This is a genomic window from Streptomyces sp. JN8 (assembly GCF_055808075.1).
The window spans coordinates 162,899-188,906 of record NZ_CM147852.1 but is presented as its reverse complement, the minus strand read 5'-3'; the positions used below and the strand labels follow the sequence as shown (position 1 = coordinate 188,906).

Annotated in this window: 25 protein-coding genes and 1 riboswitch; of the genes, 12 read left to right on the top strand and 13 right to left on the bottom strand. The window is 71.3% G+C overall.

All coding sequences use genetic code 11. The features are described from left to right. Window positions 1-75: 75 nt before the first annotated feature. Window positions 76-1,623, top strand: coding sequence for a flavin-containing monooxygenase (locus tag ACY0MR_RS00920; protein WP_473558309.1), 1,548 nt, complete (start codon window positions 76-78; stop codon window positions 1,621-1,623). Window positions 1,624-1,669: 46 nt separating this feature from the next. Here ACY0MR_RS00920 and ACY0MR_RS00915 read toward each other — a convergent pair whose 3' ends face one another. Beyond that, window positions 1,670-1,975: a hypothetical protein gene (locus ACY0MR_RS00915; protein ID WP_392864351.1), complete on the bottom strand. Its 306-nt coding sequence runs from the start codon at window positions 1,973-1,975 to the stop codon at window positions 1,670-1,672. 157 nt (window positions 1,976-2,132) lie between these two features. Here ACY0MR_RS00915 and ACY0MR_RS00910 point away from each other — a divergent pair, with 157 nt between their 5' ends. Further along, complete coding sequence (locus ACY0MR_RS00910; RefSeq protein ID WP_473558306.1) at window positions 2,133-2,720, top strand: GNAT family N-acetyltransferase; 588 nt, start codon at window positions 2,133-2,135, stop codon at window positions 2,718-2,720. A gap of 107 nt (window positions 2,721-2,827) precedes the next feature. Here ACY0MR_RS00910 and ACY0MR_RS00905 read toward each other — a convergent pair whose 3' ends face one another. Beyond that, on the bottom strand, window positions 2,828-4,564 hold the full coding sequence (locus ACY0MR_RS00905; protein WP_473558303.1) for an amidase: 1,737 nt from the start codon (window positions 4,562-4,564) through the stop codon (window positions 2,828-2,830). A gap of 181 nt (window positions 4,565-4,745) precedes the next feature. Between ACY0MR_RS00905 and ACY0MR_RS00900 the strand changes: the two genes are divergently transcribed. Further along, window positions 4,746-5,705, top strand: a complete 960-nt coding sequence (locus ACY0MR_RS00900; protein ID WP_473558300.1) for a TetR/AcrR family transcriptional regulator — start codon at window positions 4,746-4,748, stop codon at window positions 5,703-5,705. 172 nt (window positions 5,706-5,877) lie between these two features. Here ACY0MR_RS00900 and ACY0MR_RS00895 read toward each other — a convergent pair whose 3' ends face one another. Then, complete coding sequence (locus tag ACY0MR_RS00895) at window positions 5,878-6,573, bottom strand: hypothetical protein (protein WP_473558298.1); 696 nt, start codon at window positions 6,571-6,573, stop codon at window positions 5,878-5,880. Window positions 6,574-6,916: 343 nt separating this feature from the next. Beyond that, the gene (locus ACY0MR_RS00890) at window positions 6,917-7,744 is read right to left on the bottom strand and encodes an SDR family NAD(P)-dependent oxidoreductase (protein WP_473558296.1); all 828 of its coding nucleotides are present in this window, start codon (window positions 7,742-7,744) and stop codon (window positions 6,917-6,919) included. A gap of 167 nt (window positions 7,745-7,911) precedes the next feature. Here ACY0MR_RS00890 and ACY0MR_RS00885 point away from each other — a divergent pair, with 167 nt between their 5' ends. Beyond that, window positions 7,912-8,379 carry a tetratricopeptide repeat protein gene (locus tag ACY0MR_RS00885; RefSeq protein WP_473558294.1) on the top strand — a complete coding sequence of 156 codons (468 nt, stop codon included), beginning with the start codon at window positions 7,912-7,914 and terminating at the stop codon, window positions 8,377-8,379. Window positions 8,380-8,430: 51 nt separating this feature from the next. Here ACY0MR_RS00885 and ACY0MR_RS00880 read toward each other — a convergent pair whose 3' ends face one another. The 4 genes from ACY0MR_RS00880 to ACY0MR_RS00865 form a co-directional block, all read right to left on the bottom strand. Continuing rightward, entirely contained in the window at window positions 8,431-9,240 is an 810-nt protein-coding gene (locus ACY0MR_RS00880) for an ABC transporter ATP-binding protein (protein ID WP_473558292.1), read from the bottom strand. Further along, the gene (locus ACY0MR_RS00875; RefSeq protein WP_473561640.1) at window positions 9,237-10,271 is read right to left on the bottom strand and encodes a FecCD family ABC transporter permease; all 1,035 of its coding nucleotides are present in this window, start codon (window positions 10,269-10,271) and stop codon (window positions 9,237-9,239) included. The genes ACY0MR_RS00880 and ACY0MR_RS00875 overlap by 4 nt, the downstream gene beginning before the upstream one ends. A 74-nt stretch (window positions 10,272-10,345) precedes the next feature. Then, window positions 10,346-11,386: an ABC transporter substrate-binding protein gene (locus ACY0MR_RS00870; protein WP_473558289.1), complete on the bottom strand. Its 1,041-nt coding sequence runs from the start codon at window positions 11,384-11,386 to the stop codon at window positions 10,346-10,348. 66 nt (window positions 11,387-11,452) lie between these two features. Continuing rightward, window positions 11,453-11,656: riboswitch (cobalamin riboswitch) on the bottom strand. A 771-nt stretch (window positions 11,657-12,427) separates the two neighbouring features. Then, entirely contained in the window at window positions 12,428-12,721 is a 294-nt protein-coding gene (locus tag ACY0MR_RS00865; RefSeq protein WP_388801221.1) for a UBP-type zinc finger domain-containing protein, read from the bottom strand. A gap of 419 nt (window positions 12,722-13,140) precedes the next feature. Between ACY0MR_RS00865 and ACY0MR_RS00860 the strand changes: the two genes are divergently transcribed. Beyond that, window positions 13,141-13,833 (top strand): methyltransferase domain-containing protein, encoded by a 693-nt coding sequence (locus tag ACY0MR_RS00860; RefSeq protein WP_473558287.1) that lies wholly within the window; start codon window positions 13,141-13,143, stop codon window positions 13,831-13,833. 128 nt (window positions 13,834-13,961) lie between these two features. Here the strand turns inward: ACY0MR_RS00860 and ACY0MR_RS00855 are convergent, their stop codons facing one another. Together ACY0MR_RS00855 and ACY0MR_RS00850 are read right to left on the bottom strand one after the other, a co-directional pair. Further along, window positions 13,962-14,951 carry an NEW3 domain-containing protein gene (locus ACY0MR_RS00855; protein WP_473558284.1) on the bottom strand — a complete coding sequence of 330 codons (990 nt, stop codon included), beginning with the start codon at window positions 14,949-14,951 and terminating at the stop codon, window positions 13,962-13,964. Between the two features lie 38 nt (window positions 14,952-14,989). Continuing rightward, window positions 14,990-16,432: a Gfo/Idh/MocA family protein gene (locus ACY0MR_RS00850; protein ID WP_388800653.1), complete on the bottom strand. Its 1,443-nt coding sequence runs from the start codon at window positions 16,430-16,432 to the stop codon at window positions 14,990-14,992. Between the two features lie 282 nt (window positions 16,433-16,714). Between ACY0MR_RS00850 and ACY0MR_RS00845 the strand changes: the two genes are divergently transcribed. Beyond that, on the top strand, window positions 16,715-17,134 hold the full coding sequence (locus ACY0MR_RS00845; protein WP_361848066.1) for an MmcQ/YjbR family DNA-binding protein: 420 nt from the start codon (window positions 16,715-16,717) through the stop codon (window positions 17,132-17,134). Window positions 17,135-17,182: 48 nt separating this feature from the next. Here the strand turns inward: ACY0MR_RS00845 and ACY0MR_RS00840 are convergent, their stop codons facing one another. After that, the gene (locus tag ACY0MR_RS00840; RefSeq protein ID WP_473558280.1) at window positions 17,183-18,172 is read right to left on the bottom strand and encodes a formylglycine-generating enzyme family protein; all 990 of its coding nucleotides are present in this window, start codon (window positions 18,170-18,172) and stop codon (window positions 17,183-17,185) included. 45 nt (window positions 18,173-18,217) lie between these two features. Next, window positions 18,218-19,615: a sulfatase family protein gene (locus ACY0MR_RS00835; RefSeq protein WP_473558277.1), complete on the bottom strand. Its 1,398-nt coding sequence runs from the start codon at window positions 19,613-19,615 to the stop codon at window positions 18,218-18,220. Between the two features lie 747 nt (window positions 19,616-20,362). Between ACY0MR_RS00835 and ACY0MR_RS00830 the strand changes: the two genes are divergently transcribed. Further along, window positions 20,363-21,253, top strand: coding sequence for a hypothetical protein (locus ACY0MR_RS00830; RefSeq protein WP_404080682.1), 891 nt, complete (start codon window positions 20,363-20,365; stop codon window positions 21,251-21,253). Window positions 21,254-21,662: 409 nt separating this feature from the next. Next, the gene (locus ACY0MR_RS00825; RefSeq protein WP_473558274.1) at window positions 21,663-22,754 is read left to right on the top strand and encodes a hypothetical protein; all 1,092 of its coding nucleotides are present in this window, start codon (window positions 21,663-21,665) and stop codon (window positions 22,752-22,754) included. Between the two features lie 119 nt (window positions 22,755-22,873). Here the strand turns inward: ACY0MR_RS00825 and ACY0MR_RS00820 are convergent, their stop codons facing one another. Next, window positions 22,874-23,002, bottom strand: coding sequence for a hypothetical protein (locus ACY0MR_RS00820; RefSeq protein ID WP_473558271.1), 129 nt, complete (start codon window positions 23,000-23,002; stop codon window positions 22,874-22,876). Window positions 23,003-23,318: 316 nt separating this feature from the next. Between ACY0MR_RS00820 and ACY0MR_RS00815 the strand changes: the two genes are divergently transcribed. From ACY0MR_RS00815 to ACY0MR_RS00800, 4 genes are all read left to right on the top strand, one after another. Continuing rightward, window positions 23,319-23,504, top strand: coding sequence for a hypothetical protein (locus ACY0MR_RS00815; RefSeq protein WP_473558269.1), 186 nt, complete (start codon window positions 23,319-23,321; stop codon window positions 23,502-23,504). A gap of 38 nt (window positions 23,505-23,542) precedes the next feature. Continuing rightward, window positions 23,543-23,980: an ankyrin repeat domain-containing protein gene (locus ACY0MR_RS00810; RefSeq protein WP_473558268.1), complete on the top strand. Its 438-nt coding sequence runs from the start codon at window positions 23,543-23,545 to the stop codon at window positions 23,978-23,980. Between the two features lie 160 nt (window positions 23,981-24,140). Continuing rightward, a complete protein-coding gene (locus ACY0MR_RS00805) occupies window positions 24,141-24,656 on the top strand; it encodes a DinB family protein (RefSeq protein WP_388800675.1) in 516 nt (171 codons plus the stop codon). Between the two features lie 428 nt (window positions 24,657-25,084). Then, window positions 25,085-25,570 (top strand): DUF1877 family protein, encoded by a 486-nt coding sequence (locus tag ACY0MR_RS00800; RefSeq protein ID WP_473558265.1) that lies wholly within the window; start codon window positions 25,085-25,087, stop codon window positions 25,568-25,570. The last annotated feature ends 438 nt before the right edge of the window (window positions 25,571-26,008 follow it).

Below are 26,008 nucleotides of genomic sequence, written 5' to 3'. Positions count from 1 at the left end.
GCGGTGCAGATCGTCACCCCTCCTGCCGCCCATGGTGCACTTTGCACGTTGTCGCCGATCCGCGACTTCAGCAGCATGGACGCAGCCGTCCCTCGACACCGCCCGGAGCCGCCCGTGTCCCCGTCCTCTGCCAGGCCCGCCGCCGAGCACCTCGACGTCCTCATCGTCGGTGCCGGGATCTCGGGCATCGGCGCCGCGCGCTACCTGACGACCGAACTGCCCGCGAAGAGCTTCTCGATCCTCGAAGCCCGCCAGGCGTCCGGCGGGACCTGGGACCTGTTCCGCTACCCGGGCATCCGGTCCGACTCCGACCTGCACACCTTCGGCTACGAGTTCAAGCCCTGGCGCGACGAGCAGTCCATCGCCGACGCCCCGCGCATCCTCGCCTACCTGCGGCAGGCCGCCGCCGAGAACGGCATCGACGCCCACATCCGCTACCGCCGCAAGGTGCTCGGCGCGTCCTGGTCGTCCGACGAGGCACGCTGGACCGTCGAGGTCGAGCGCACCGACACCGGCGAGCGCACCACGCTGACCTGCGGCTGGCTCTTCTGCGCCGGCGGCTACTACCGCTACGACGAGGGCTTCACCCCCCACTTCGAGGGCCTGGACCGCTTTCCCGGACCCGTCGTCCACCCGCAGCACTGGCCGGCGGACCTGGACCACGCGGGCCGACGCGTCGTGGTGATCGGCAGCGGCGCCACGGCCGTCACCCTCGTGCCGGCGATGGCGGCGTCCGCCGCCCACGTGACCATGCTCCAGCGCACGCCGACCTACGTCGTCCCCGTCCCCCGCGCGGACCTGCTCGCCAACACGTTCAGGAAGTGGCTCGGCGAGCGACGCGGCTACGCACTGTCCCGACGGAAGAACATCGCGCAGCAGCGCCTGGTCTGGCGCTTCTGCCAGCGGTTCCCGAAGACGGCGCGGCGACTCATCCGATGGATCAACGCCCGTCTGCTGCCGCCCGGTTATCCCGTCGACGAGCACTTCAACCCGCCGTACGACCCCTGGGACCAGCGGCTCTGCGCCGTCCCCGACGGGGACCTCTTCCGCGCGATCCGGGAGGGCCGGGCCTCGGTGGTCACCGACCGGATCGCCCACTTCACCGAGCGCGGAGTCCTGTTGGAGTCCGGCCGCGAGCTGGAGGCCGACCTGGTCGTCACCGCCACCGGCCTGAACGTACAGGCCTTCGGCGGCATACGGCTCACCGTCGACGGCCACGAGGTACGGCTGCCGGACACCCTCGCCTACAAGGGCATGATGCTCTCCGGCGTCCCGAACTTCGCCTTCGCCATCGGCTACACCAACTCCTCCTGGACCCTGAAGATCGGCCTGCTCTGCGAGCACTTCTGCCGGCTCCTGGCCCACATGGACGCCCACGGCCACGACAGCTGCCGACCCGAGCCCTCGGACCCGGGAATGCCCACCCGCCCGCTCCTGGACTTCGGCGCCGGCTACATCCGACGGGCCGTCGACGCGCTGCCCCGCCAGGGGGACCGGATGCCGTGGCTGACCTCCATGGACTACCGCGACGACGTCAAGCTGCTGCGCTCCGGCTCCATCGCCGACCCGGAACTCCGCTTCTCCCGAGCCCGGGCCGGAGCCCGTACGAAGGCGACGGCCTGAGCCGGGCGGACCGCCCGGTCCGCCTGCTGCCGCGCACCGATCCTCCTCACGACCTGCCGTCCCACAGCCCCCGCCGTCTCAGCCGACGCTGTCGGAGACGCTCCGCGCCCGCGGCGACCGAGAAGAGGAGCCCGAGGAACAGACCGCCCAGAACGGCGATCGGAACGTTGCCGGCCTCGTCGTCCGGAGACACCAGGAGGAGGAACAGAGCGAACGGGACGGCCAGGAAGAGGCCGAGGCGGATCGGACGACGGGCCACCCGCCGCTGCAACCGGGTCGGACGTCGCTCCCCGCCCAGCGCTCGATCCAGAGCCGAGAGCAGATCCCCGAGAAACCGTCGAAAGTTCGCCACGTGGGAAGAATAGAACAGGCCCCGCGGCGGCTCGGCGGGCAAGGTTCCCCGGCCGCCGCCCCGCGGTGCACCGGCGTACGCGGCCGATCGCCCGTACCCGGTGCGCCGCGGAAAAACCGATGGTCGGGGGCGGACCGTACGCGGCAGGATGCTCCGCATGACGCTACCCACCCCCGAACTGCGCACCGACCGCCTGCGCCTGCGGCCGTTCACCGACGCCGATGCCGCCCCGCTGTACGCGCTGCAGAGCGACGCCCACGTGCTGCGCTACTGGGACTCGCCGCCGTGGACCGAACGGGCCGAGGCCGAGCGCTTCCTGGCGACCTGCCGGACGATCGAGAGCGAGGGCAGAGGCGCGCGGGTGGCCGTCGAGCGGGTCTCCGACGGCTCGTTCATCGGCTGGTGCGGCCTGACCGGCTGGAACCCCGACTTCCGCAGTGCGTCCCTCGGCTACGCCTTCGAGGCCGCCGCGTGGGGCCACGGCTACGCCACGGAGACCGCGCGGGCCGTCCTGGCCTGGGCCTTCGACGCCCTGGACCTGAACCGGGTCCAGTCCGAGACCGACACCCGCAACCTGGCGTCCGCCCGCGTGCTGGAGAAGGTCGGGTTCGTCCGGGAGGGGACCCTCCGGGAGGACTGCGTCGTCAACGGCTACGTCTCCGACTCCTGGGTGTTCGGCCTCCTCCGCCGCGAGTGGCAGGCGACGGCCGGTGGGACCCGGGGCGACGCCGTGCGCCGGGCGTGACGAAGCGGGGACCCGTCACGCACGTGCGGCGGTGACCGCCCCGCGTCCCTGATGCCGAGAGGCACCGGTGCACGACAGGCCTACACCTGCCGTGCACCGGGGTCGCGCTACTCCGCCGCCAGGCGAGGGGTGCGCGGGGGCACCGTGCGCCGGTCGCCCGTCGCCTCGAAGGCCGCGGCGAGGGCGAGCAGTTCGTTGTCGTCGTAAGCGCGACCCGCGAAGGTGAGGCCCACGGGCATGCGGGTGTCGGCCATGGTGCCCATGGGCACGGTGACGGTGGGGATGCCCAGGTGGCGCGGGACGAGGTTGCCGTTGGCGACCCAGACGCCGTTGCGCCAGCCGAGGTCCGCGGACGCGGCGTCGGTGTCCATGTCCGCGGGGCCCACGTCGGCGACCGCGGGGAAGACCACCGCGTCCAGGCCGAGTTCGTCCATCCACTGCTCCAGGTCGACGCGGCGGGTCTCCTCCAGGCCGCGCAGGCCCTGCTCCAGGAGGGGCATGTCGGCCAGGGAGGCGTAGGGGCGTTCGCGGACGAGGCGGGGGTAGTCGCAGATGGTGTCGTCGAAGCCGTCGTAGCGGTCGGGGAGTTCGCCCTCCTGCTTCGGCCAGATGAGGTCGCTGTCGACGTCGGCCAGGGTGGGGAGCGCGGGGTCGCCGTTGGCACGGAGGAAGTCGTCCCAGGCCCAGGCGGACAGGTCCTCGATCTCGAAGGTGAGGTACGCGCGGCTGACGAGGCCGCGGGTGAACAGCGAGGGTGCCCCGGGGCGGTCGGACTCGTAGTGGGACACGACGGGGAAGTCGACGTCGACGACCTCGGCCCCGGCGGCCTCCAGGTCGCGGCGGGCGGCCTCCCACAGGTCGATCACCGACGGGCGGGTGTCGACGCGCTGCCCGGTCTGGCCGCCGATGCCGCCCTCGGGGTTGGTGCCGGCCTCGGGGTCGGCGTTGATGTACATGCGGGGGACGCCGACGCGCTTGCCGGCGAGGGCGCCGGCTGCCGCCTCGGCGTCGGCCGGCGCGAGGGCCGGGTAGGAGGCGGGGCGCACCTGCGAGGGCGAGGGCAGCTCGACCCAGGGCTGAGCGCGCCACAGGTCTCCGCGGGTCTCGGAGTCGTCCGCGACGAGGACGTCGAGGAGTTCGAGGAGGTCCGCCATCGTGCGGGTGTGGGGGACGACGACGTCCATGGTCGGTACGAGGGGCCAGTTGCCGCGGACGGAGATCACGCCGCGGCTGGGGGTGTAGGCGCAGAGCGCGTTGTTCGAGGCGGGGGCGCGGCCAGAGGACCAGGTCTCCTCGCCGAGGCCGAAGGCTCCGAAGGACGCCGCGGTCGCGGTGCCGGAGCCGTTGGAGGAGCCGGAGCCGTAGGCGCTGGTGAGCCAGTCGGCGTTGTAGGGGCTCTCGGCGCGGCCGTACACACCGCGCTGCATGCCGCCGTTCGCCATGGGCGGCATGTTGGTCAGGCCGATGAGGACCGCGCCGCCGGCACGCAGCCGCTCGATCGTGAAGGCGTCCTTCTGGGCGACCAGGTGCTCGAACGCGGGGGAGCCCGACGCGGCGGTGAGCCCCTTGGCGAGGTAGCTGTCCTTGGCCGTGTACGGGATGCCGTCCAGCGGCCCCAGGGTCCGGCCCTCGGCGCGGCGCGCGTCGGAGGCCTCCGCCTCCGCCCGGGCGTCCGGGTTCATGACGACCATCGCGTTCAGGGCGGTGGCCGTGCCCGGCCGGTCGTAGGCGTCGATCCGGGCCAGGTAGGCGTCGAGCAGCTCGACCGCGGTCGTCTCGCCCTTCTCCAGCGCTGCGCGCAGGTCGGCGATGCTGGTCTCCACGACATCGAATCCGCGTGGCATGTGGGTGTCTCCCGGTGGTGAGCAGGGCGCGCGGGCCGTCGGCCGCGGAGGCGCCGGGGCGACCCGGGACAGGCGGCCGCCGCAGCACTCTCATGTTAACTAGATTTTCAGTCTAGACTAGGGGTCTAGAATTCCGGAACCTACACTGGGGACCCGAACAGCCGGAACCGAAAGAGAGCCCATGCCGACGCCCCAGACCGGGCCTGCACGGCCCGACGACCACCCCTCGCCCCAGAACGCGCCCGGGCCCGTCGGCGCCGCGCCGACCGGACCGGCAGAGGGCGCGACCGGGCCGGCCGAAGGCGCGGCGGAAGCGGCGGACGGCATGACCGGGCGGGCGGAAGGCGCGGCGGAGGCGACGGGCGGCGAGACCGGGCGGACCCAGGGCGCGGCGGAAGCGACGGCCGGCGAGGCCAGGCGGACGGAGCGTGCGGCGGAGGCGACGGTCGGCACGACCACGCCCCGCCCGGAACCGGCGATCGGCCCGGCGGACCTCGCCGCCGGCGGCTCCCCGCGATCCGCCGGGCGGGCCCCGTACGCCCGCAAGCGGCAGCCGAGCGGCGACGAGGCACGCGAGCGGGCCATGCGCGCCGCGATCAGCGTCATCGCCGAGAAGGGCACCGCGGCCCTGCGGATGTCGGACATCGCCGCCCGGGCCGGCATGAGCACCGGCCACATCCTCTACCACTTCGGCAAGAAGGACCGGCTCCTCCTCGAAGTCCTCGCGTGGAGCCAGGCGGACCTCTGGGCCGGCTACCAGGAGGCGGCCGACCGGGCAGGAACGCCGGCCGAGAAGCTCGACCTGTTCATTCGCTTCTACCTGCCCCGCCACTCGGGCGACGACCGGTACGCCCTGTGGACCCAGGTCCTGGCCCAGCGCCATGACGAGGCGGGCCGGAAGATCCTCACCGAGCTCCTGGACGGCTGGGACGAGCGCCTCGACGTGATCCTCCGCGAGGGCGGGGAACGGGGAGACTTCGTCGCCGTGGACCTTCCCGAGTTCACGATCAGGGCCGTGGCCATGCTGAGCGGCCTCGCGGAGGACGTCATGTTCGGCCGCTCCCGCTGGGAGCACACCTCCGCCCACGCCTTCGCCCTCACCGCCCTGCTGCGCGAGCTGCGCCCCGCCGAGAAGGGCTGAACGCGAGGGGCGCGACGGGCCGGGCGGGCACGTGCCGAACGATCCAGTCCGTCCCTCCGGCCGGGCCGCCGGTCGCAGATCGCGTGCCGCCCGTGCTCCGGCCCCTCCCGAGGACGACCGGTCCGAGGAGGTGACGTCCCGTACTCCTTGGCGGTGCGGACGAGCGCGCCCGTCAGTCGGCTGCGACCGCGGAGACGTGGCGTCGGCCGTCGGACGCGGAGTCCCAGTCGTCGCAGTACTGGATGTGCATCTCGCGTGCGTTCCCGAGGGTGCCGTCGTTGCCGTGGAACCTGGAGCAGTAGTGGGAATCGCCCGGATGAGCGAGCGCGTGCCCGGGGCCGTTCTGAGCGACATCGAGGAAGTTTCGGACGGTGTCCCTGAAGACCGGGGCGCTGCCGGTCATGAACAGGGTCTCCGCGTGGAGGTGCTGGTGAAACAGGTCCCGGTTCTCCCGGTGGTGCCGTGTTCCGTAGTCGATGCCGTCATCACCGGGATCCCCGGCCCACGGCAGGGTCACGGTCCGCGGCCGTCCGCGGTCGAGCCGGTTGCGGAGCTCCTTCCAGCGTGAAGGCGCGAACTGGAGCGAGTGGTGCATCACCACGAGGTCGAGCTGCCGGTGGCTGTCGTCGCCCTCCCGGCCGGCGGGGGCGTGGTCGCGTCGCATCGGGAGGTGGACCAGCGAGCGCGGGGACGAGGCCGCCACCTCCCACAGTGCGCCGATGCGCTGGGCGGCATCCCGGTCGAGGTAGGCGTCGAGCCACCGGTCGCGGTCGATGAGCACCGCGTGCGCGAGCGGGCGGGCAGGTCTGATGACCTTGAACTCGGTGGATCCGAGCCGTGCCCGGTGGATGGTGAGGGCCAGTTTCATTGCTTCCCCGAGACGTGACGGCTGACATCGGCTGCGCAGCAGCCCGTTCGCCGGATCCGATACGACGGGAAGTTAACAGAGACCCGTTCTGACCTGCGACGGAATATCGCCGTCGGATGCCCGCCGAGTCCAGGACGGCGGCCTCGGGGCCGATCCCGCGCAGGTCTCACCGGCCGCCGTTCTGTGCGGGTCTGTCCGGTCGCCGCCGAGGCGCGGAGCGACGTCGTCACCGGCCCGTCCCCGTACGGAGTGCTGCGAGCCGGAGCGCGACGACCGCGGGCCCCGCGGCGGAGGCCACGCAGACGGCTGAGCCGGCCGGCGACCCCCCGACGGTGACGGCGGCTCAGCCCCGCGGAGTCCGCGGCTGTAGCTGGAAGCCGAAGCCGAGCGTCCCGGGGTCGAGTGTGGTGGCGCCGCCGTCGACGGTGAGCACGGCGCCGTTGACGAAGGAGGCGGCGGGCGACAGGAGCCAGCAGATCGCCTCCGCGACCTCCTCGGGCCTGCCGGGCCGGCCGGCGGGCAGGGCCCGGGTGACCTCCTCGTACGCCGCTTCCACTCCGTCCGCGCCCGGGTCTCCCAGGTGTGCTTCGTGGGCGAACCGCGTCATGCGACGGTCGGCCATCTCGGTGCGGATCCAGCTGGGGCACACGGTGTTGGCGCGCAGCCCGGCGCCCGCGTAGTCGACGGTGAGGGAGCGGCACAGCTGGAGCAGCGCCGCCTTGGACGTGGCGTAGGCCGCGCTCCCCGCCCCGCTGAGCAGGGCGGAGACCGACGCCACGGCGACGACCGCGCCACGGGCTTCGAGAAGGTGGGGGAGTGCGGCGCGCAGCAGCAGGAACGGGCCGGTGAGGTTGGTCCGCATGACCTCGTCCCAGTCGTCCAGGGTCACCTCGCCCACCCCGCCGCCCCGTCCGATGCCGGCGTTGAGGACCAGACCGTCGAGCCGCCCGTACGAGTCGACGACGGTCTCGACGAGCGAGGCGACCGCGGCGGGGTCGCCGATGTCCGAAGGGACGGCCAGCGCTCCGGTCTCCTCGGCGACCAGCCGCAGCGGCTCGGGCCGCCGCCCCGACACGACCACCGCGTGACCCGCCCGGGTCAGGGCCCGCGCGGTCGCGGCCCCGATCCCCGTGCCGCCCCCGGTCACCACGTACACCCGCTCGTCCGCCATGAACGTCGCCTCTCCACGCCTCGTCAGCCCTTGCCCCGTGAAGATCATCTCAGGGAAGGGCCGCCGGACCCGGAACGAGGCGGCGACCGCGCACGGCCCGCACCGGCGCGTCCGTCGTGCGCTGCCCGGACCTGGTTCGGCACGGACGCCGGGACGAGGCGATCGAGGTGATCCGGACGCTCGCCGAGCGGCCCGGCGGTGCGGAGGACTGGATCGTCCGCACGCTCTGCACCCTGTACGCCGACGACGGCCGTCCTCAGGACGGTCTCGCCCACCTCGACGCCCTCAAGGCCCGCCGGGAAGGCCGGGAGGACTGGGAATTCTTCTGGATGAGACTCCCCCTCATGGCCCGGTGCGGCCGTCTGGACGAGGCGATCGAACAGGCCCGGGCGCACCCGGAGGGCGACACCTGGTACGCGGCCCGCGGACTGGCGCACGTGCTCACCGAAGCCGGTCGGGACGAGGAGGCCGCCGCGCTCCTGGACCGGCATCCGTCGGGCGGCGGCCCGTCGCGCGCCGAGCTGCTCATCGACCAGGGCCGCGTCGAGGAAGCGGTACGCATCCTCCAGGAGCCGCCGGTCAAGCCTCCCACGCCCGCCCGGGACGACCCCTTCTCCACCGAACCGCCGTTCTGACAGCCCCGAGGAACCCACCGGCCGGGGCCTCGTCGGGCCGGCGTCGCCCGTTCACGAACCCGAGGACGCCGTGCCGAGGAAGCGGACGTGGGGGCGGTCGCCGGGGCCCGGGAAGGACACCACCGCCCGGACCCCGTAGACCTCCTGAACGAGTCGCTCCGTGAGGACGTCCGCGACCGGCCCGGCCGCCACCACCCGCCCCTCGTGCAGCACCACCACGTGATCGCAGTACATCGCCGCCAGGTTGAGGTCGTGCAGCGCCATGACGCAGGTGAGGCGCAGACTCGACACCAGGGCCAGGAGGTCCAGTTGATGCTGGATGTCGAGGTGGTTCGTCGGTTCGTCGAGGAGGAGATCGCGCGGATCCTGGGCGAGCGCACGGGCGATCTGCACCCGCTGGCGCTCGCCGCCGGAGAGGGTGCGCCAGGTGCGGTACGCCCGGTCGGCGAGCCCCGTGCGGGCGAGCGCGGTCCGTACCGCCTCCTCGTCGGCGGCCGTCGCCGGCGACCAGGCGCGGCGGTGCGGAATGCGGCCGAGGCGTACGACGTCGGTCACGGTGAGGTCGACCTGCGTGTCGGCGTGCTGCTCGACGACCGCGAGTCGCCGTGCGAGCACCCGGCGCGGAACCGTGCTCAGCGGATCGCCGTCCAGGGTCACGAGCCCGCTGTCCGGGGCGAGCACTCCGGCCAGCACCCTCAGGAGGGTCGACTTCCCCGAACCGTTCGGTCCCAGAAGGCCGGTGAGCGTGCCGGGGCGCGGCGCGACGGTCACGCCGTCCAGGACGAGAGCGCCGCCGGCGGTACGGGAGACGCGTGCGGCGTGCAGCCCGGAGGTGCCGACGTGCGTGACCGAGTCGGTCATCGGGTGCTCCTGGTGCGGTACAGGACGAGGACGAACGCGGGGACGCCGACCAGGGAGGTCACCACGCCCACCGGCACCTCCTGCGGGTCGAGCACCGTACGCGCGAGGGTGTCGGCCCACACCAGGAAGACCGACCCGGCCAGTGCGGTCAGGGGCAGCAGCCGGGCGTGGCCGGGGCCCACGAGGGCACGGATCGCGTGCGGCAGGACCAGGCCGACGAAGCCGATCGCGCCGGCGGACGAGACCAGGACCGCCGTCAGCAGGGCGGTGACCGAGAGCAGGACGAGACGGGTCCGCGCGACCCCGACGCCGAGCGTCGCCGCCGCGTCCTCGCCGAACGCGAAGGCGTCCAGCGTGCGGGCGTGTCCGCCGCAGACGACGAGTCCGACGGCGAGGACGGCGGCGCACACCCCGACGTCCGTCCAGTCCGCTCCCGCGAGGGAGCCGAGCAGCCAGAACAGGACCCCTCGGGTGGTCTCGGCGTCGGCGGCGGTCATCACGACGAACGAGGTGAGGGCCGAGAAGAGCTGCATCGCCGCCACCCCGGCCAGCACGACGCGGTCGGTCGACCCGCCCAGCGTGTGGCTGAGGACGAGCACCAGGGCGAAGGAGCAGAGCGCGCCGAGGAACGCGCCCCCGGTCACGGGGAGCAGGCCCCCGCCGGCGCCGAGGACGATGACGGCCACCGCACCGGTCGAGGCCCCGGAGGAGACGCCCAGGACGAACGGGTCGGCGAGCGGGTTGCGCAGCAGCGACTGGAGCACCGCGCCGCAGACCGCGAGGCCGGCGCCGCAGACGGCCGCGAGGAGGGTACGCGGCAGCCTCAGCTCCCAGACGATGCCGTCGCGGATCGCGCTCAGGCCGGACGGGCTCCCACCGAGGTGGGCGGCCACGACGGACCAGGAGTCCGAGACGCGGATGTCGGCCGGACCGATCGTGAGGGCGACGGCGACCGAGGCGCACAGCAGGACGACCCCGCCGACCGCGGCCACCGTCGCGAGGGCGCGGGACGTGCGGACGGAGGCGCGCACGGACCGACCCACCGCGGCGGGCCGGTCGGCGTGATCACGGTCCGGCGGGTCCGCCGTCTCCAGCCCCGGCCGGGTCACTTCGCGAGACCGTACGTCTTGAGCGCGGCGGAGACCTTCTCGATGCCCTCGACCGTGCGGATGGTGGGGTTCATGGCCTGACCGCTGAGGATCACGTACCGCTTGTTCCGCACCGCCGTCATGTTGCGGGTGACCGCGTGGGACTCCAGGAACTCGATCTTCTTCGCGGCGCTCTCCGCCGACTGCGCCCTGCGGGTCAGATCGGCGATCACCAGCACGTCGGGATCGCGGTCGGCGACGGTCTCCCAGTTGATCTGCGGCCACTCCTCCTTCGTGTCGTCGAAGACGTTCCTCACGCCGAGCGCCCCGCTGACGATGCCGGGAGCGCCGCAGCAGCCGGCCATGTACGGTCCCTGGGAGTCGGAGAACCAGTAGAGGACGGACGCGTCGCCGAAGTCCGCGCCGGCCGTGGCCTTCCCGACCCGGGCGCGGAGCTCGCCGATGAGCTTCTCCCCGCGCTCCGGCACGCCGAAGACGCGGGCGAGGTCCCGGATCTCGCCGTACACGGTGTCCATGGTCAGTGGCCTCGTCCGCACACCGTCGCCACCGCCGCCGTTGTCCTTGCCGACGCAGTCGCCGGGGGAGAGGTAGGTGGGCACGCCGAGCTTCGTGAACCGCTCCCGCGGGGCCACGCCGCCCTTGCCGAGGGTGTACAGGAAGGACGCGCTGACGAAGTCCGGTTCGACGTCGAGGACCTTCTCGAAGGAGGGGTAGCGGTCGGCGAGCCGGGGCACGGTCGCGTTCGCCTTCTCCAGCCCGCCGAGGACCGGATCGGTCCAGGTGGCGGTGCCCACCATGCGGTCGGCGAGACCGAGGGAGAGCAGGATCTCGGCCGATCCCTGGTCCAGGGCGACGGCCCGGCGGGGGACGTGGTCGAGCTCGACCCGCTGTCCGCAGTTGTCCAGACGGACCGGATGGCCGGGCCCCGCCTGCTTCGCCTCGGGCTTGGCCGCCCCGGTGGTGTCGCCGCAGCCGGAGACGAGGGCGGCAGCGGCCACGAGCAGCACGGCGGCACGGGAACGGTGGGCGAGGGGCACAGGAGGAGTCCTCTGCGTCAGGGCTCATGCGCGGAGCCTGTCGTACGGTGCTTCCCGGACGACGGCACGCCGTCCGGGGCGCCAGCAGGTCTTCGGACTCGGGGTCGTCCGGACGGAACGCCTTCCCGGGCCCGTCGGGACCCAGTGGCCGCTGCTCCGCCCGTCACCCTCACCGCTGCGCGTCAGCTCCGGATTCCCACCGGATTCCCTGACCCGCGCACATACCGTGTCGATACGTACAGGGGTACGACTGGCCCGGGCAAACTACCACAGGGCGATCTTGGACCCGGCAAGCCGCCCGCCGGAGGGAAGGCCGGCTGAGGGCCGTCCGGCCGCCGCTCTCGCCCGCGGACGGCCGGCCTTTCGATCTCGAACCGGCAGTCGCCGAACGGAGGGCGTACCTGCGCACGCCCGTGCCGCCGCCCGGGTGCACCTGTCCTCGCGGGCGCATGAGCGGGATCTCTCCGGGCAGCCGAGTGGGGGAGGAGAACAGCATCCCTCCCTACCCGGTAAGGCGGTGTGATCATGGGAAGCGACGTACGGACCGGCCGTCCGAATCTGCCGGACCCGTCGGATCCGGAACTGGCGCCCCCCACGCGTCCCGTCCCTCCCGGCCCGGCGGGGCCACCGCCGGACCCCGGTCGCGAGCCCTGGCACGCGGGGACGACGGAACTGGGCACTCCGCCGCCCGATCCGGTGCCCCCGAACCCCACCCCGGCCCCCGGCCCAGGTCCCGGCCCGCAGCCGGGTCCGGTCCCCGGCCCGGTGCCCACGCCCGGCGGGCCCGACCCGGTACCCCCGGCTCCTCCGCAGCCCGGTCCGGACCCGCAGCCCGGCGATCCGCGCCCGGAGCCCGGCCCGAACCCGGGGCCCCTGCCCGGGCCCGTACCGGCACCGGGGCCGGCTTTCTGACGGCTCGCGCCGCCTCGGCGACCGGCATCGCGCCGGGGCGGCCCCCCCCGGCTCGCCCGGGCGTACGCGGCGGGGTACGGCCGTCCGAGGACGCCACGCCCGCCCGCCCGGCTCCCGTCCGCAGGCGGCTCACCGGACGAGGTAGACCTCGTCCTCGTAGCACCAGGCCCAGTCCTCGTCCGCGGACAGAGTCAGCGCGACCGGGTGCCCGGTCCTGTCGTGATGCCGGTACGCGTGCCGCCCCGGCGAGCTGTCACAGCAACCGACGTGTCCGCACGTCGCGCACCAGAGCAGCCGCCGCCAACTCCCACCCGAGGAAAGGCACTCGGCGCAGGCATCGGCCGGCTGATCCGGCGCGACGGGGAGGGTCGCGGCATGGCCGCAGGCGCGCCCGCCCTCCGGGCGGCCCCCGTCGTACGCCACGGCCCAGGAAGGCCGGGGTGTGTCGCGATGCCGGTCGGGTCGTGCGTCATCGTCGGATCGGTCCATCGCCCGATTCTCCCGCACCCGAGGGAGGAAGCCCTGCCGAGCCGCCCCGGCCCCGCGGTCCCCACCCGTGAGCCGTCGCGGGGCCGCGTCTCGCCGGTCGGCGTGCACACGATGCGTTGTATGTACACATTCGTCTAAACTGGGCGATGAGTGCCTGCAGGGCACACAGGTGACGTGTGCCGGTGGCGGGGACAGTGCGAGGTCCGGGCACGAAGAGCGCCGGACCTCGGAAGCCGACGCGACAGCGGCGACGGCTCGGCAGCCGACAGGGGTAACCCGTGGACGGACTGAACGAATCCCAGGCTTCCACCCGCCTGATTCGTCTCCACCAACAGGTCGCTGCGCTCCGGCTGATGCCGCGCGCGTGCCGCCGGCTCAACGACACCATCGATCTGATCCGCCTGCGCCTCGACGTCCTGCCCGAGGGCCTGTACCAGCCGGTTCCGGGCCTGCCGGTGCGGAAGGCCCGGCGCGCGGCCGGCAGCAGGTCCCGCTGGACGGCGATGGAGCCGGTCGTCGCACGCCTGGGAGTGAGGACGGCCAAGGACATCGGCTCGAACGCCGGCTACTTCCCGATCAAACTCGCCGGGCTCGGCATTCTCGTGGTCGCGCTGGAAGCGGATCCGAGGTTCGTGCGGACCACGACGACGGCCGTACGGCGCAACCGCCTGGACAACGTCGCGGTGATGGCCTTGGAGTTGCGCACCGACACCCTCGGCCTCCTGCCGACCACCGACTGCACCCTCCTGCTGTCCCTCTGGCACCACCTGGTCAAGGAGCTCGGCCTCGAAACCGCCACGCAGCTGCTTCGAGGCCTCTGGGACCGCACCGACAAGGTGCTGTTCTTCGACACCGGCGAAGCCGAGATGCCCGACTCCTTCGGCCTTCCCCCTATGACGCCCACACCCGACGCCTGGCTCACGGAGTACCTGCGGGAGAGCTGCGCGGGAGCGCGCGTCGAGCACCTGGGCCGCCATCGCGCCTTCGACGCGGACGGCCTGCCCGCGGAGCGCGCGCTCTTCGCCGTCGTACGGGAGCCGCGGTAGCGCGTACCCGCCCGGAGACCGCGGACGTCCGGGCCGGCGGGGCCGGAGGGCCGCCCGCCGGACGCCGACCGCCCCCGGACCGAAAGGCCCGGGGGCGGCTGCCGCGGAGCGTGGTCACGCGAGGGGCGTCAAGGGGCGATGGCCATGTCGAAGACATGGATGCCGCTGTTGTCCGGCAGGACGACGAAGTCGACCTGCTTGGCCGCGTCGAGGGGGATGGAGTGGGCGAACACGCGGTAGGCGATGCCGGCGTTCCCGTACCCGCTCGGGCGGTTCCGGCCGTCGGACGACGCGACCAGCGTCGCGCCGTGCGCATCGGCGGGGGAGAAGGACCAGTTGGGGAAGCCGAACGAACCCTTGGCGGAGGTCCCGTCCCGGTAGTACACGGTGGCCGTTCCCGTCGCACCGCTTCCGACGCCCGACCCGAGGAAGACGAGCCGGCTGCCCTGCCCGTTCAGCGTGACCGCCTGTCCGGCACTCGCCACGTTGTCCTTCGTACCGCTCGGCACGTCCGGCCAGGTCAGCTTCGCGCCCAGCGCGCTCACGGACGCGCCGCGGGTCAGGCCGACGGCCGCGAGCTTCTGAGCGGAGAAGCTGTTGCCCTCGCCGTCGTAGTCGCCGGGCGCGGTGTCCGACTCGTCGGTGACGGCGACCCCGTTGTAGGCGGCCTTGAGATCGGCCAGCGGCTCGCCCGAGCGCTGGGACAGCGTGCCGGTGGCGGACCCGGCACCGTCACCGCCCTGGTACGTCGCGGCAGCGGTGAACGTTCGGATCGTGAACCCCGGTCGCTGCTCCGGAACTTGGATCCTGAACTCGGTGACGACGGACTGGCCGGCGGACAGGGCGCCGCTCACGGTGCGTTCGGCCGGCTGCACCGACCAGCCCACCGGCCCGGCGAAGGACACCTTGAGGGACCGCATGCGGTCGGGCCCCGCGTTCTTGACGGTCACCTTCACCGCCGAGATGGCGGGCCCCTGGAGGTCGACCGGTGAGACGGCCACCTCCGTCCTCGCCGCGGCGGGCGCCGGTGCGGCCGCGAGGACCGGCGTGGGGACGAGAAGTATCGCCGCCGCGGCGGCCCCGGCTCTGAGCAGGCTGATCACTCGGACTGGTCGCACGGTCTGTCTCCTTCGCGAGAGTGCGGGAAGCGGGATGGTCAGCCGACCGGAGGCATGTCGGAGGCGCGCGAGTCCAGGCCCATCCGCAGGTTGACCCAGGAGCCCCGGGTGAAGTCGGGGATCTCGACCGGACGGCCGCCCGCGGCCAGGGACTTGACGCTCAGCGGCACGGGGGAGCACCAGGCGGCCGAGTCGTAGACGTCGATGTCCGGGACGAGCCCGGCCCGCATCAGCTGCACGGTGCGCCACTGCAGGACGTAGTCCATGCCGCCGTGACCGCCGTTGTTCGCCGCGTCGTCACCGATCTTCTTCCACAGCCAGTGGTCGAACTCCTTGCGGTAGGCGTCGGCGGCACGCCAGGAGTGACCGCCGTGGTCGGGTTCGACGTAGATGCGCCCGCCGCTCGTCGCCATGACGCCCGCGTAGTCCTCGAAGATGCCGCGGCTGCCCGCGAGGGTGTTGATGCGGCTGTAGGGGCGCGGCGAGCTGACGTCGTGCTCGGCGCGGATGACCCGCCCCTTGGCGGTGTCGATCAGGCAGGTGACGAGGTCGCCGTTGACGTACGTCTCCCGCCACGAGGGGTGGGACCGGGGGACGAAGCGCTCGCGGTAGTCGGCGAGGCCCCTCGGCGCGGTGGCGGTGGCCCGCAGCACCGTCATCCGGTCGCCGCGGTTGATGTCCATGGCGGCGGCAATCGGAGCCAGCCCGTGCATGGCGTAGAAGGACGCGGTGCTGCGGGTGTGCCAGAGGCGGCGCCAGGAATCGGTGTAGTACGTGTCCGAGAAGAGCAGCTCACGCAGGTCGTGCAGATAGCCGCCGTGGCCGTTCGTGATCTCGCCGAACAGGCCCTCGTGCGCCATCTTCAGCATCGCGAGCTCGTTGCGGCCGTAGCTGCAGTTCTCGGCCAGCATGAGATGGCGGCGCGTGCGCTCCGAGGTGTCGACGAGGTCCCACAACTCGTCGAGCTCGGTGGCGATGGGCAGTTCCACGATGACGTGCTTGCCCGCCGACATCGCGGCCTTGCCCTGCCGGTAGTGGAACTCCCACGGGGTGGCGATGTAGACGAGGTCGATGTCGTCGCGCTTCAGCATCTGCGCGAAGGACTCGTCCGAACCGCCGTACTCCGCGGGGCGCGGCTTGCCGGTCGCGACGAGCCGGTCCGCGGTGCGCTTGGCGCGATCGGCCCTGATGTCACAGACGGCGGTGACCGTACAACCGGGGACGACGGACCAGCCCTCGGCCATGCCCGAGCCCCGGTTGCCCAGGCCGATGACACCGACGCGGACGGTCCGGTGCGCGTCGTACGGCACATCGATCATGGACTTCTGCCCGGGCCTGCGCTTCGGCACGGACGCCGGCACGGCGCCGGCCGCCTGCGCCACCGGGGAGGCCTGGGCGCCCCCGACACCGGCTGCGACCGCCCCGGTCGCCAGAGCTCCTCCCAAGACCAAGCGGCGTGAGACTGCGGGGATGTGAGGCATGCGGAGACGCTCCTCGTCCGTATCGGTGAGTGATCGGCATCACTGACGCCCAAGACTCTGGCGGGGGTAACGCGGGCATGTCAATAGATGCTCGTTAGGGCCTCCTTACGAACAAGAACGAGCATCGTGGCCGCGCGTGGGTGCAGCCGCCCGCAAGGGACCCGTCCGCCCCGGCGCATCGGCGGGGACGAACGGGCAGGTGGCACGGGCGGCGGGCGCGGCGGCGAAGACCTGCGGCAGGGCGGCCGGCACGGACGAGGAAGGGGCCGTTAGGGTCGCCGTATGTCGAGTCCTGGAGACGTGCCGCCGGAGATCCTGAACAGGCTCCGGTCCATCTGCCGGCAGATGCCCGAGTCCCACGAGGAGCCGGCGTGGATCGGGGTGCGCTGGCGGATCCGGGCCAGGACGTTCGCGCACGTCTACGCGCCGGACGTGGAGCGCTCCCCGGTCTACGCGCCGTACGCCACCGAGGGGCGGGAACCGGTCGTGATGACCTTCCGGGTGCCCGACGACGACCTCCTCGGCCTGACCGCCCCGGGATTCCCGTACTTCCGCGCCGACTGGGGCCCGAACGTCGTCGTCGCCGTCCTCGGCGACCACACCGACTGGACCGAGATCGCCGAACTGGTCACCGACAGCTACTGCGGCATGGCCCCGAAGTTCCTCGCCGCCCGCGTACCGAACCCGCCCCCGCTCGACTGACCCGGCGGCGCGGACTCTGGCGGGTTCCAGCCTCGGGCCGACGTCGGCCTACGCGTCCGCCGCCACCCGGAAGCCGATGTGGCCCGTCGACGATTCCGGAGTGTTGGCGGTCCTGGCCGAGCAGCGGTAGCGGTTGCAGTAGGAGGCGTGGCACAGGTGCGAACCGCCCCGGAGGGCCTTGGAGGGGGAGCCGGCCGCGAAGGCTCCGGCCGTCCACTCCCAGACGTTGCCGACGGCGTGGTGCAGGCCGTGGCCGTTGGGCGCGAGCGACCGTACGGGCGCCGTGCCGACCCTCGCGGCGGGGCGGTCCGGGAACTCCCCGCGGAATATCACGACACGGTCCGGAGTCGGCGGCTCGTCGCCCCAGGGGTGACGAGCCTGGTCGAGACCGCCGCGCGCGGCGTACTCCCACTCCACCTCGGAGGGCAGACGGCTGCCGGACCAGGCGCAGTAGGCCTGGGCGTCGTTCCAGGAGACATGGGTGACGGGGTGGTCGAGCCGGTCGTCGGAACGGGAGCCGGGCCCCTCCGGCTCCCCGTGCCAGGCGCCCGGCACCGCCAGCCACCAGTCCGCACCGGGCACCGGCTCGGCGCGCTCCCGCGCCTCCGCGCCGACGGAGCCGCGGAAGACGAACGAGTAGCCGAAGCGCTCGGCGTCCGTACGGTAGCCGGTGGCCCGGACGAAGGTGCGGAACTCGTGGTGGCTGACGGCCGTGGCGGCGATCCGGAACGGCGCCACCACCACCGTCCGGACGGGACCCTCTCCGTCCTCGGGATACACGTCCTCGTCCGCCGTCCCCATCCGGAACGCACCCCCGGACAGGGACAGCAGAGGAGCGAAGGCGGCGACCTGCCGGACCCCGGAGGCGTCGCCGCCGCCCTGCGCGCGGGACGCTCCGAGGACATCATCCCCGCCCTGCGCCCCGGCCACCGCGGGGACATCGCTGCCGCACCGCGCCCCGGCCCCCTCGCCGAGCAGGGGGAGGACGTTCCGTTCGCGTCCCGCCGGGCGGCCGGGGGTGCAGCATTCGCGGCTCATCGGTGCCTCTTTCCTCGGATCTCTCCAGCGCTCTCGGAGCGGTGGTCAGGCGGTGCGGTCGGCGGCGAGCGCGGCCGCGAGCCCCGGGATTCCGAGAGCCTGCTCTTCTGCGGGAGTGGCCTGGTGGAGGCTGTTCCGCAGCTGGTACGGGTCCGCCTGGAGGTCGTAGTACTCGCGGAACCTCACCTGCCCGGTGCCGCTCACGGTGCCGGCGGCGTCGGTGTGGAGGTCGTAGTACTCCGTGTACTGGCGGTCCTTGGTCACGTACGAGGACCACGTGTCCTTGGGATCCGCCCCGGTGCCCTGCTTCCACCACTCGATGAGCAGGTGGTCGCGGGAGTGGGAGCCGAGGAGCGAGCGGCCGTCGTGCGGGGTGTCCGGGGTGATCCCGGCGGCGTCCAGGACGGTGGGGGCGATGTCGATGTTGGCGACGATGCGGTCGTCGGTCGTACCGCCGCCGAGCCCGCCGCCGGGCCAGGACAGGTAGAACGGCACCTCGTGGGCCGGCCGGTAGGGGACGGCCTTGCCGGTCAGGCCGTGGTCCGCCCAGTTGAAACCGTTGTCGCCGATGTAGATCACCAGGGTGTTGTCGAGCTGTCCCAGGGCCGCCAGCTTGTCCCGCAGGGCCTGGACGGCGTCGTCGACCGAGCGGAGGGTCCGCAGTTGCTTCGCGCGTACCGTGCGGCCGTCCTCCAGCGTCTGCGTGCCGTTCCGGACGTACGCGGGCTTGTCGCTGCGGTCCCCCTCCGGGACGGAGGGGCGTCCGTCCCAGGCGGGCACGTCGGTGCCGGCGTACTTGGGCTCCGGGGTGAACGGACCGTGGGAGGCGTACGGGGTGACGTAGGCGAACCAGGGGCGGGTGTCGGTGCGGGACTTGTCGATGAAGGCGAGGGCACGGTTCTTGATCACGTTGGTCGTGTAGCCGGAGATGGTCTGCACGGTTCCGTTGACGTTGAACGTGCCGTTCGTGTACGAGGGCCGGAGGAGCGCGAAGTCCTCGAAGTGCGGCGGGTTGTCGGCGACGTCCCAGGCGTTGAGGTACTTGCCGAAGAGCCCCGTACGGTAGCCAGCCTGCTTCAGGTGCCGCTGGAGCGTGGTGCGCTGGTCCAGCGAGTGGGAGGCGCTGTTGTTGCGGACGCCGTGGTTGTGGGCGAAGCGCCCGGAGAAGACGGAGGATCGCGAGGGGGCGCACAGTGGGGTGGTGACGTGCCCGTTGGTGAAGCGCACACCCTGCCCGGCCAGCCAGGCTACGGTCTTGGGCGTGGCCCACTCGGTGTGCTTGGGCTGGTCGTCGGTGACGATCAGCAGCACGTTGGGCCGCGCGGCCTCGGCGGCGCGGGCGGGTGCGGCGGCCGCCGCGGGCAGGGCGGCGCCGGCGGCCACGGCGGCGGCGGTGCCCAGGACTCCACGACGACTGGGACCGGACGATCTGGATGTGCTCATGACAAAGGACCTCTCGTCTGCGGGGGGTGAGGCGGGCAGAGGGCTCGGGAAGGGAGGCTATGGGGGTGCCGGAGCGCATTCCATGCATGCAGTACTAAGGGTTCGTTGCCGGGGTGTTGCGGGGCGGCCGAGAGGCCGGGTGTTCGGTGGGGTGGCGGGACGCCGGTGGCCGTCTGGGGCTCTGCGGAGGAGGTCGGGGAGGGGCGCCGGGCGCTCGCCGGGGGGAAGGGGGCGGGGAGGGCCAGGAGCCCTGGAGGCTCACGGCGCCGGCTATGGACGCCGCTTCATGCGTTCCTGCCACCCACCTGGGGGGCGCGAGGACGGCGACGAAGCGACGAGGAGTCAGTCGTAGAAGAAGAGCTCCAGGTGCATCCATGGGGACAGGGTTCCACGCCGGAGGAGGCAGGGTTCAACGGGTTCGCCGCTCAGCGGATCGCCCCCAGCCTCGCGAACCGGTCGATCCGTGAATCCATGAATGTCTCTACGCATACCGGCTGAGCAAGCAACACCCCACCTTAAAAAGGAAATGCCTGAAAGTGATTATTCTGCGACCGTCTTGAAAAGATGTCCATTGTGACCGCACTTCAGACCAGAACCGGACAAGGCGAGGGAATGCCGGTGATCTCCTGATCCGCCGTGCTGAGTTGAGCGACGAAGCCGAGGAGAGGAATCGCCGTCCCGTCGGATGCTCGGATGCAAGATACATCCATAGTGCTAGCCTCATCCCACCTACCAGGGGGGTACCAAGTGAAGAAGCTGATGAGTTTCGCGTCCGCGCTGGCGGTCGTGGCCGGAATCGCGATGACGTCGACGTCGACGGCCCACGCCGCTACGGACAGGAGCGGCGAGGAACGGCTCAGCATCCCGACCAGCAGCGCGTGCAGGGCGGGCCGTACCGTCATGCAGGGCATGGTCGCGGGGGCGGGCGGCCAGCTCTACATCGTGTTCACCAAGGCGGGTGGGGAGGAGCCGGTCCTCTCCAGGTGGTTGCGCGACGGCTCGACCTGGGACGGGAGCAGCTGGACCTGCGCTGGGGCGCCGACCTCCATCCCCGCACTCGGCCACGGCAACGACCTCGCCTACCATCCGAACTACCAGGGTCAGGGGCCTGCCTTGATTGCGACGCAGGGAAGTCAGTCGGCCTTCCCGAGCGACGATGTGGCGATCGTCCATCTGGATTCCTCGGGAGCCATCGGCGCGAGCGAGGTGGTTCATCTGCCCATCGGCAACATCAGCGGCCTCTGCTACAGCGCGACGGCGGCCGGAGGGGCCGGCAAATACGCCGCCCGCCGTGCGGGCAACCTGTGGACCCATCCTGGTTCCGGTTCGCTCACCAGCGGATGGACGCTGGTGAAGAGCAACCTGACAAGCCACGACAATCGTTCCGACCAGGGCATCGACTGCTCTGAGAACTACATCTGGAACACCAGGTCCATCAACACCTCGACGCCCGTGACCGGCTGGAACTGGGTCTACCAGTACAACTGGTCCGGAGGTGACGTGGAGAGCGACATCGGTATTCCCGGGAACGACCTGATCGACGAGATCGAAGACATCACCCACGTGGGCAGCGACTTCTTCATCAGCGTCAACCGAAACGACGGGGCGGCCGACTCGGTGAAGGTCTTCACCCCGTGAAGTCCGCCCCTCCCCGCAGCTGAGCATCCGCACCGACCGGCGACTCGCGCCCCCGCGCCTCAGGCCCTGCTTCGGCCTCGCACCCGAGGGCGTGGCCGTCGCTGGTCGGGACGCGGCCCCTCGGGCGACACATCACAGACGGCGTATCGAAGGGTCCCTTCACCTGCGAAAGGCGGGCTATGGCCGGCACCAGCTCGTGCCGGCTGCTGTGGTGCCAGCGCCGTGTCGGTGTGTCCAGCGACAATGTGGCGGTGATCGATGCCTCAGCCAAGCTCCCGTATCGCGGACGGAACCTCCCGGTCGAGCGCCGAAAGCGCTTGGCTTCGACCATCCGCGACTACTCCCAGACGTCGTGACAGGGGGAGAAAGGCCGGGCAGCGGCCGAGAACCGCGAGAGCGCGATGGCGCCTTGTACGAGGCGCTGGACTTCCTCACCACCTTCAAGAGGGCCCACCAGAGTGCCCGCAAGCAGGAACTGCAAGCAGCGTTCATCGGCGCCTTCGGACCGAGGCGCGTTCGGAGCGTGCTTGTCGGCGACGGCTATGCACTCCGGTTCGCAGAAGCGCAGGCGGGTTCCTTCTCGAACACGGTCTTGTCCCTCTCGGCATTGCAGCAACACGACCAGGCTCCGTTCGTCGTCGTCGTCGTTCGTCGAGATCGACTGGACTTCATGCTTGCCAACTCGACGATGCTGAAGAAGGTGAGCCACAGCTCGCGGGACCTTCGGATCGGCCGCGTTCGCGGGAGCTTCAACGGCAGCGACATCGTCCGGGAGTACGACGAACTGTCCAACATCCCGGCCAACTTCGGCGCACTGTTCGCCCTCCACGCCGCGTTCACCTGGGATGACAACGTCGAGCGCCTGGTAGAGGCAACCCATGCCATCGTCCCGCGGGACGTCCGCTTCCATCCCGGCACCGACGAACAGGCGGCGATTCTGGCCGCCCCGAACCGTGCCGCAGCGGCTTTGGCCTCTGAGGAGTTCGCTGCCATCGGCCACGAGCTCGTCACCACGGTGAATCACCGTCGCCAGGCCATCCTCAGGCTCGCCGCCCTCGACAACGTCAACCTTCGCGGCAACGAGATCGAGCAACTCATCACGGGAGACGGATCCGCCCACCGACTCGACGATCTCGAGCGTCGGTGTGCCGACGTTCTGCTCTCCATCGACATCAAGACCAAGCTGCTGGACCGCGCTTCCGCGCCGAAGGCGTACAACGTCGACAAGATGCTGCGGTTCCTCGCGAGGCCCGACACCGTCGCCGCGGTCCTCGTGATCGGCATCGACGTGGCCGGCCACGATGTCCGCGCCCTGCTGATTCCCGTCCTCGAAAGGTCCCTTCTCGCGGCGACGAGGATCCAGCACCACTGGGCGGGCCGAGGGTCACGTGGGGTCACGCAGCTCTCGGGTCCGTTCCATCAGGTGCTCGCGAGTGGTTACGGTCCGACCGTTCCCCTTGACCAAGGTCGTGAATTCCTGCGAGAGCTCATCGCCCTCTGAGCGCGAAGGCGCCGTCCGGCCGCCGGCGTCGAAGGTGCGCGGTGTCTTGCAAACCGTCATCGGAGTTCCACGAGACTGTACACAGCCGTGCAAGGTGCTGAGGGTCGGCCGAACAGGTCCTAGCCGAGCCGCTGATGCCTGCGGCCCGTCCAGCCGACGGCGACCCAGGCGCCGAAGAGGGCGATCGCCGCGACGAATCCGGCGACGGTCTCGGTGAGGACGAGCGCGAAGAGCGCAGAGAGCAGCACGACCGTTCCCGTCGAGGACGTGGCGACGGAGTCGGCTTTCAGGACGGCACGAAGGAAACCTGAGGGGGTTGACTCGGGCAAGGCGTATCCGATCTCTGACAAGAACTCTTCGTGGTCACATGATCATAGAAGGCGTCTCACCCTCACCGGCTCCACCTGGGAACCGTGGTCCCGACTTGGGGCGTCTCCGAGTGCGACCTCGACGGGGGCGGTGGCCGAGCATCTCTGAGGGATCGATCAAGTGGCTGGCCAATCAACACACTTGACGTCAGTCCGAATGCTGCGGCGTCATGGATGAGAGCGGAGGTGGTGTGGGGTGAGCAGCGAGGAAGACGACACCGAGAACCGGAGCGACGATCGCCCGCGAGGCAGCGGTTCAGGAATCGAGGACCACTTCTGGTTGTGGCTGCTCGTGGTGATCGTGGCGGTTCTCTTCCTGATCGGACTCACGCGCGGAGACAGCGGAGGAGGACTTCCGGACGGGTACACCGGCTGGCACTAGTAGCGTCGGCGCACCCATGATCGATAGCCTCGCCAGCCATGAAGCAGCGCAAGCAGAAGAAGTTCTCCCACCATCTCTTCGAAGCAGTGCTGGCAGGCGACGCCATGCGCACGAAGGCTCTGTTGCGCAGTGGAGCAAGTCCGGAGAGACCAGACAGCGACGGCACTACTCCGCTGTACCTGGCTTCAGTGCAGGGCGAGGCCGAGATAGCTCGTTTGCTCATGGCAGCCGGAGCTTCCCCCGAGACCGAAAGCAGCGGCCTCGGATCGGAGGGCACGCCGTTGTGCGCAGCAGCCTGCTGGGGGCACACCGAAACGATTCGGCAGTTGTTGGCATTTGGCGCCGATCCCGACCTTCGCGAAGACCACGGCACAGGCAGATCCCCGCTGGACTGGGCGAACAACGGACCTCACCCCGACACGGCCGAGATCCTCCGGGCAGCAGGGGCGCAATCAACCACGCACCCAGCTTCGTAACCTGCGCTGCCTCGGCATGCGCTGTCGTGAACCCCCCCCGAGGGTCTGTACGGCGGATGTTGCCAGGCCCTGCCGGGCGCAGTCGGCACTGGGGGAGACTTGACGGCACTTCCGATCAATTGGGTCGACACCCGTTCCGGGCTGCGGGAAACTCCTCGAGATGACTCGACGAACCGACACGCCTTCCTCGTGGGACGAGCGTACGCAGCTGGTCACTTTCCTGGACTACGCCCGTGACACCGCGCGAGCCAAGTGTGAGGGCGTGTCCGCCGAGGACGCCCGCAAGGCCCCGCTCTCGAGTTCACCGCTGATGACGCTGTGCGGGCTGATCAGCCATCTGCGTTGGGTCGAGTACTACTGGTTCCAAGTGATGTTTCTGGGCGAAGAGCTCGCGGGGCCGCTCACCGGGGCGACCGAAGATGATCCCGACCCTGAGATGCGGACAGCAGTCGACATTCCGTTGCCCCGGCTTCTTGCCGAGTACGAGGAGCAGAGCGCGCGCTACCGCCGGCTGGTGTCCGACCACGACCTGAACTCAACGGCCAAGCGTTCCATCAGCGACGGCCGCAATGTGGACCTCCGGTGGGTGATCCTCCACCTCATCGAGGAGACCTCCCGCCACAACGGCCACCTCGATGTCGTGCGTGAGCTCGTCGACGGGCGGACCGGCGCCTGAAACCGGGGCTTCCGGGGCGCGCGTCTCTTCCCGGCACGCGCGGCGGCTTCTTGCGTGCCCCGGCGGCGGGCTGCGGGGTCACGGCACGAATGCCGCGCCGGTGAAGATGCTGCTCAAAGAACTTGCGGAACGCACTCGCGCGGTCCGCCAGGACGGCATCCGGTCGGGTCCGTGAGCGTCCCAGCCCGCTTCGCGGAACACGGATGCCTGCCGTGGCCACCTGGCAGGCAGGCGTGCCGCCCGCCTGGCTCGCGGAGACACAGATGGCCGAAGGTCGTGCGTGGCCGTCGCTGACGACACACCGGAGAGGTCGGAGGCAACGGCTCCATCCGGGCCCACACTTCGGCGCCCCGTGACTGTCAGCGCCCTGACGTAGGTTCTGTTCGTTCGGCCTGACAGGTGGGTCGTTGAGTCGAGGGATCTTCGTAGTGAGCATCTACCTGCACTTCCGTGCCGTGACTGAGTCCGAGATCCGACACGACCACACGTGGCTCGCTGCGTTCATGGCTGAGGCCTGGGAGAACGACGACGCCGAGTACGCCGCCGGCATCGCTCACTCGATCAACAAGGGGTGGGACGCTGTCAACGACCTCTACGCGGCAGCCGGGTACCCATGCACTGACTCCGACGAGCCTTGGACTCTGCCGATCTACGGAGGCCGGCCTGTGCCGCACAGCGCTGGCGCCGACTACTCCGACGTCCCTTTGATGGTTCTGGAGCCGTCCGGTGTGTCAGAGGCTTCGCGGTTCCTCACCACTGTCTCCTTCGACGAGCTGTGGAGCGCCGTCGGCCCCAAGTTCGCTGACCTCGGGTGGAGCAGGGAGGAGCACCTCGACCATCACAGGGACCTCCAAGAGTTCTACGGGCAGGCTGCTTCGGCGGGCCACGCCGTGGTCAAGGCGGTGTGGGCTTGAGCCGTAGCGCCGTGTCGATCACTGCCGCGCAGTGCTCCTGTAAGTGGTTCATCCCGCATTCAGCGTGGACGGCCCTGTCCGGAGGCGGCGCACGCGGACTCATTCCACTACAGATGCGAACCGCGCAGGGACGAAGGCATCCGGAGCCAGGGTGAACATGCTCGCCCCGTCCGGTCCTGCCCAGTCGTCCACGAGGACGAGGTGGTCGACCGCCCCGGGCCGCAGATCCGATGCCTCCCGCACGACGAGCCCGGAGCAGCTGTGGCCGACGAGTATGAGTTCCTCACCCCTCCGGGACCCGACGCCGACGAGTGGCGCCAGAGGCTGTACCGCCGAGCCGCGAACGGAGGGCTCGTTCCTGAACCTGACGGCGCAGCAACGTGAGGAGCCCGGCTCCGGAAGGCCTCCTCGGCTGCCGCACACCGTACGACGAGGCGC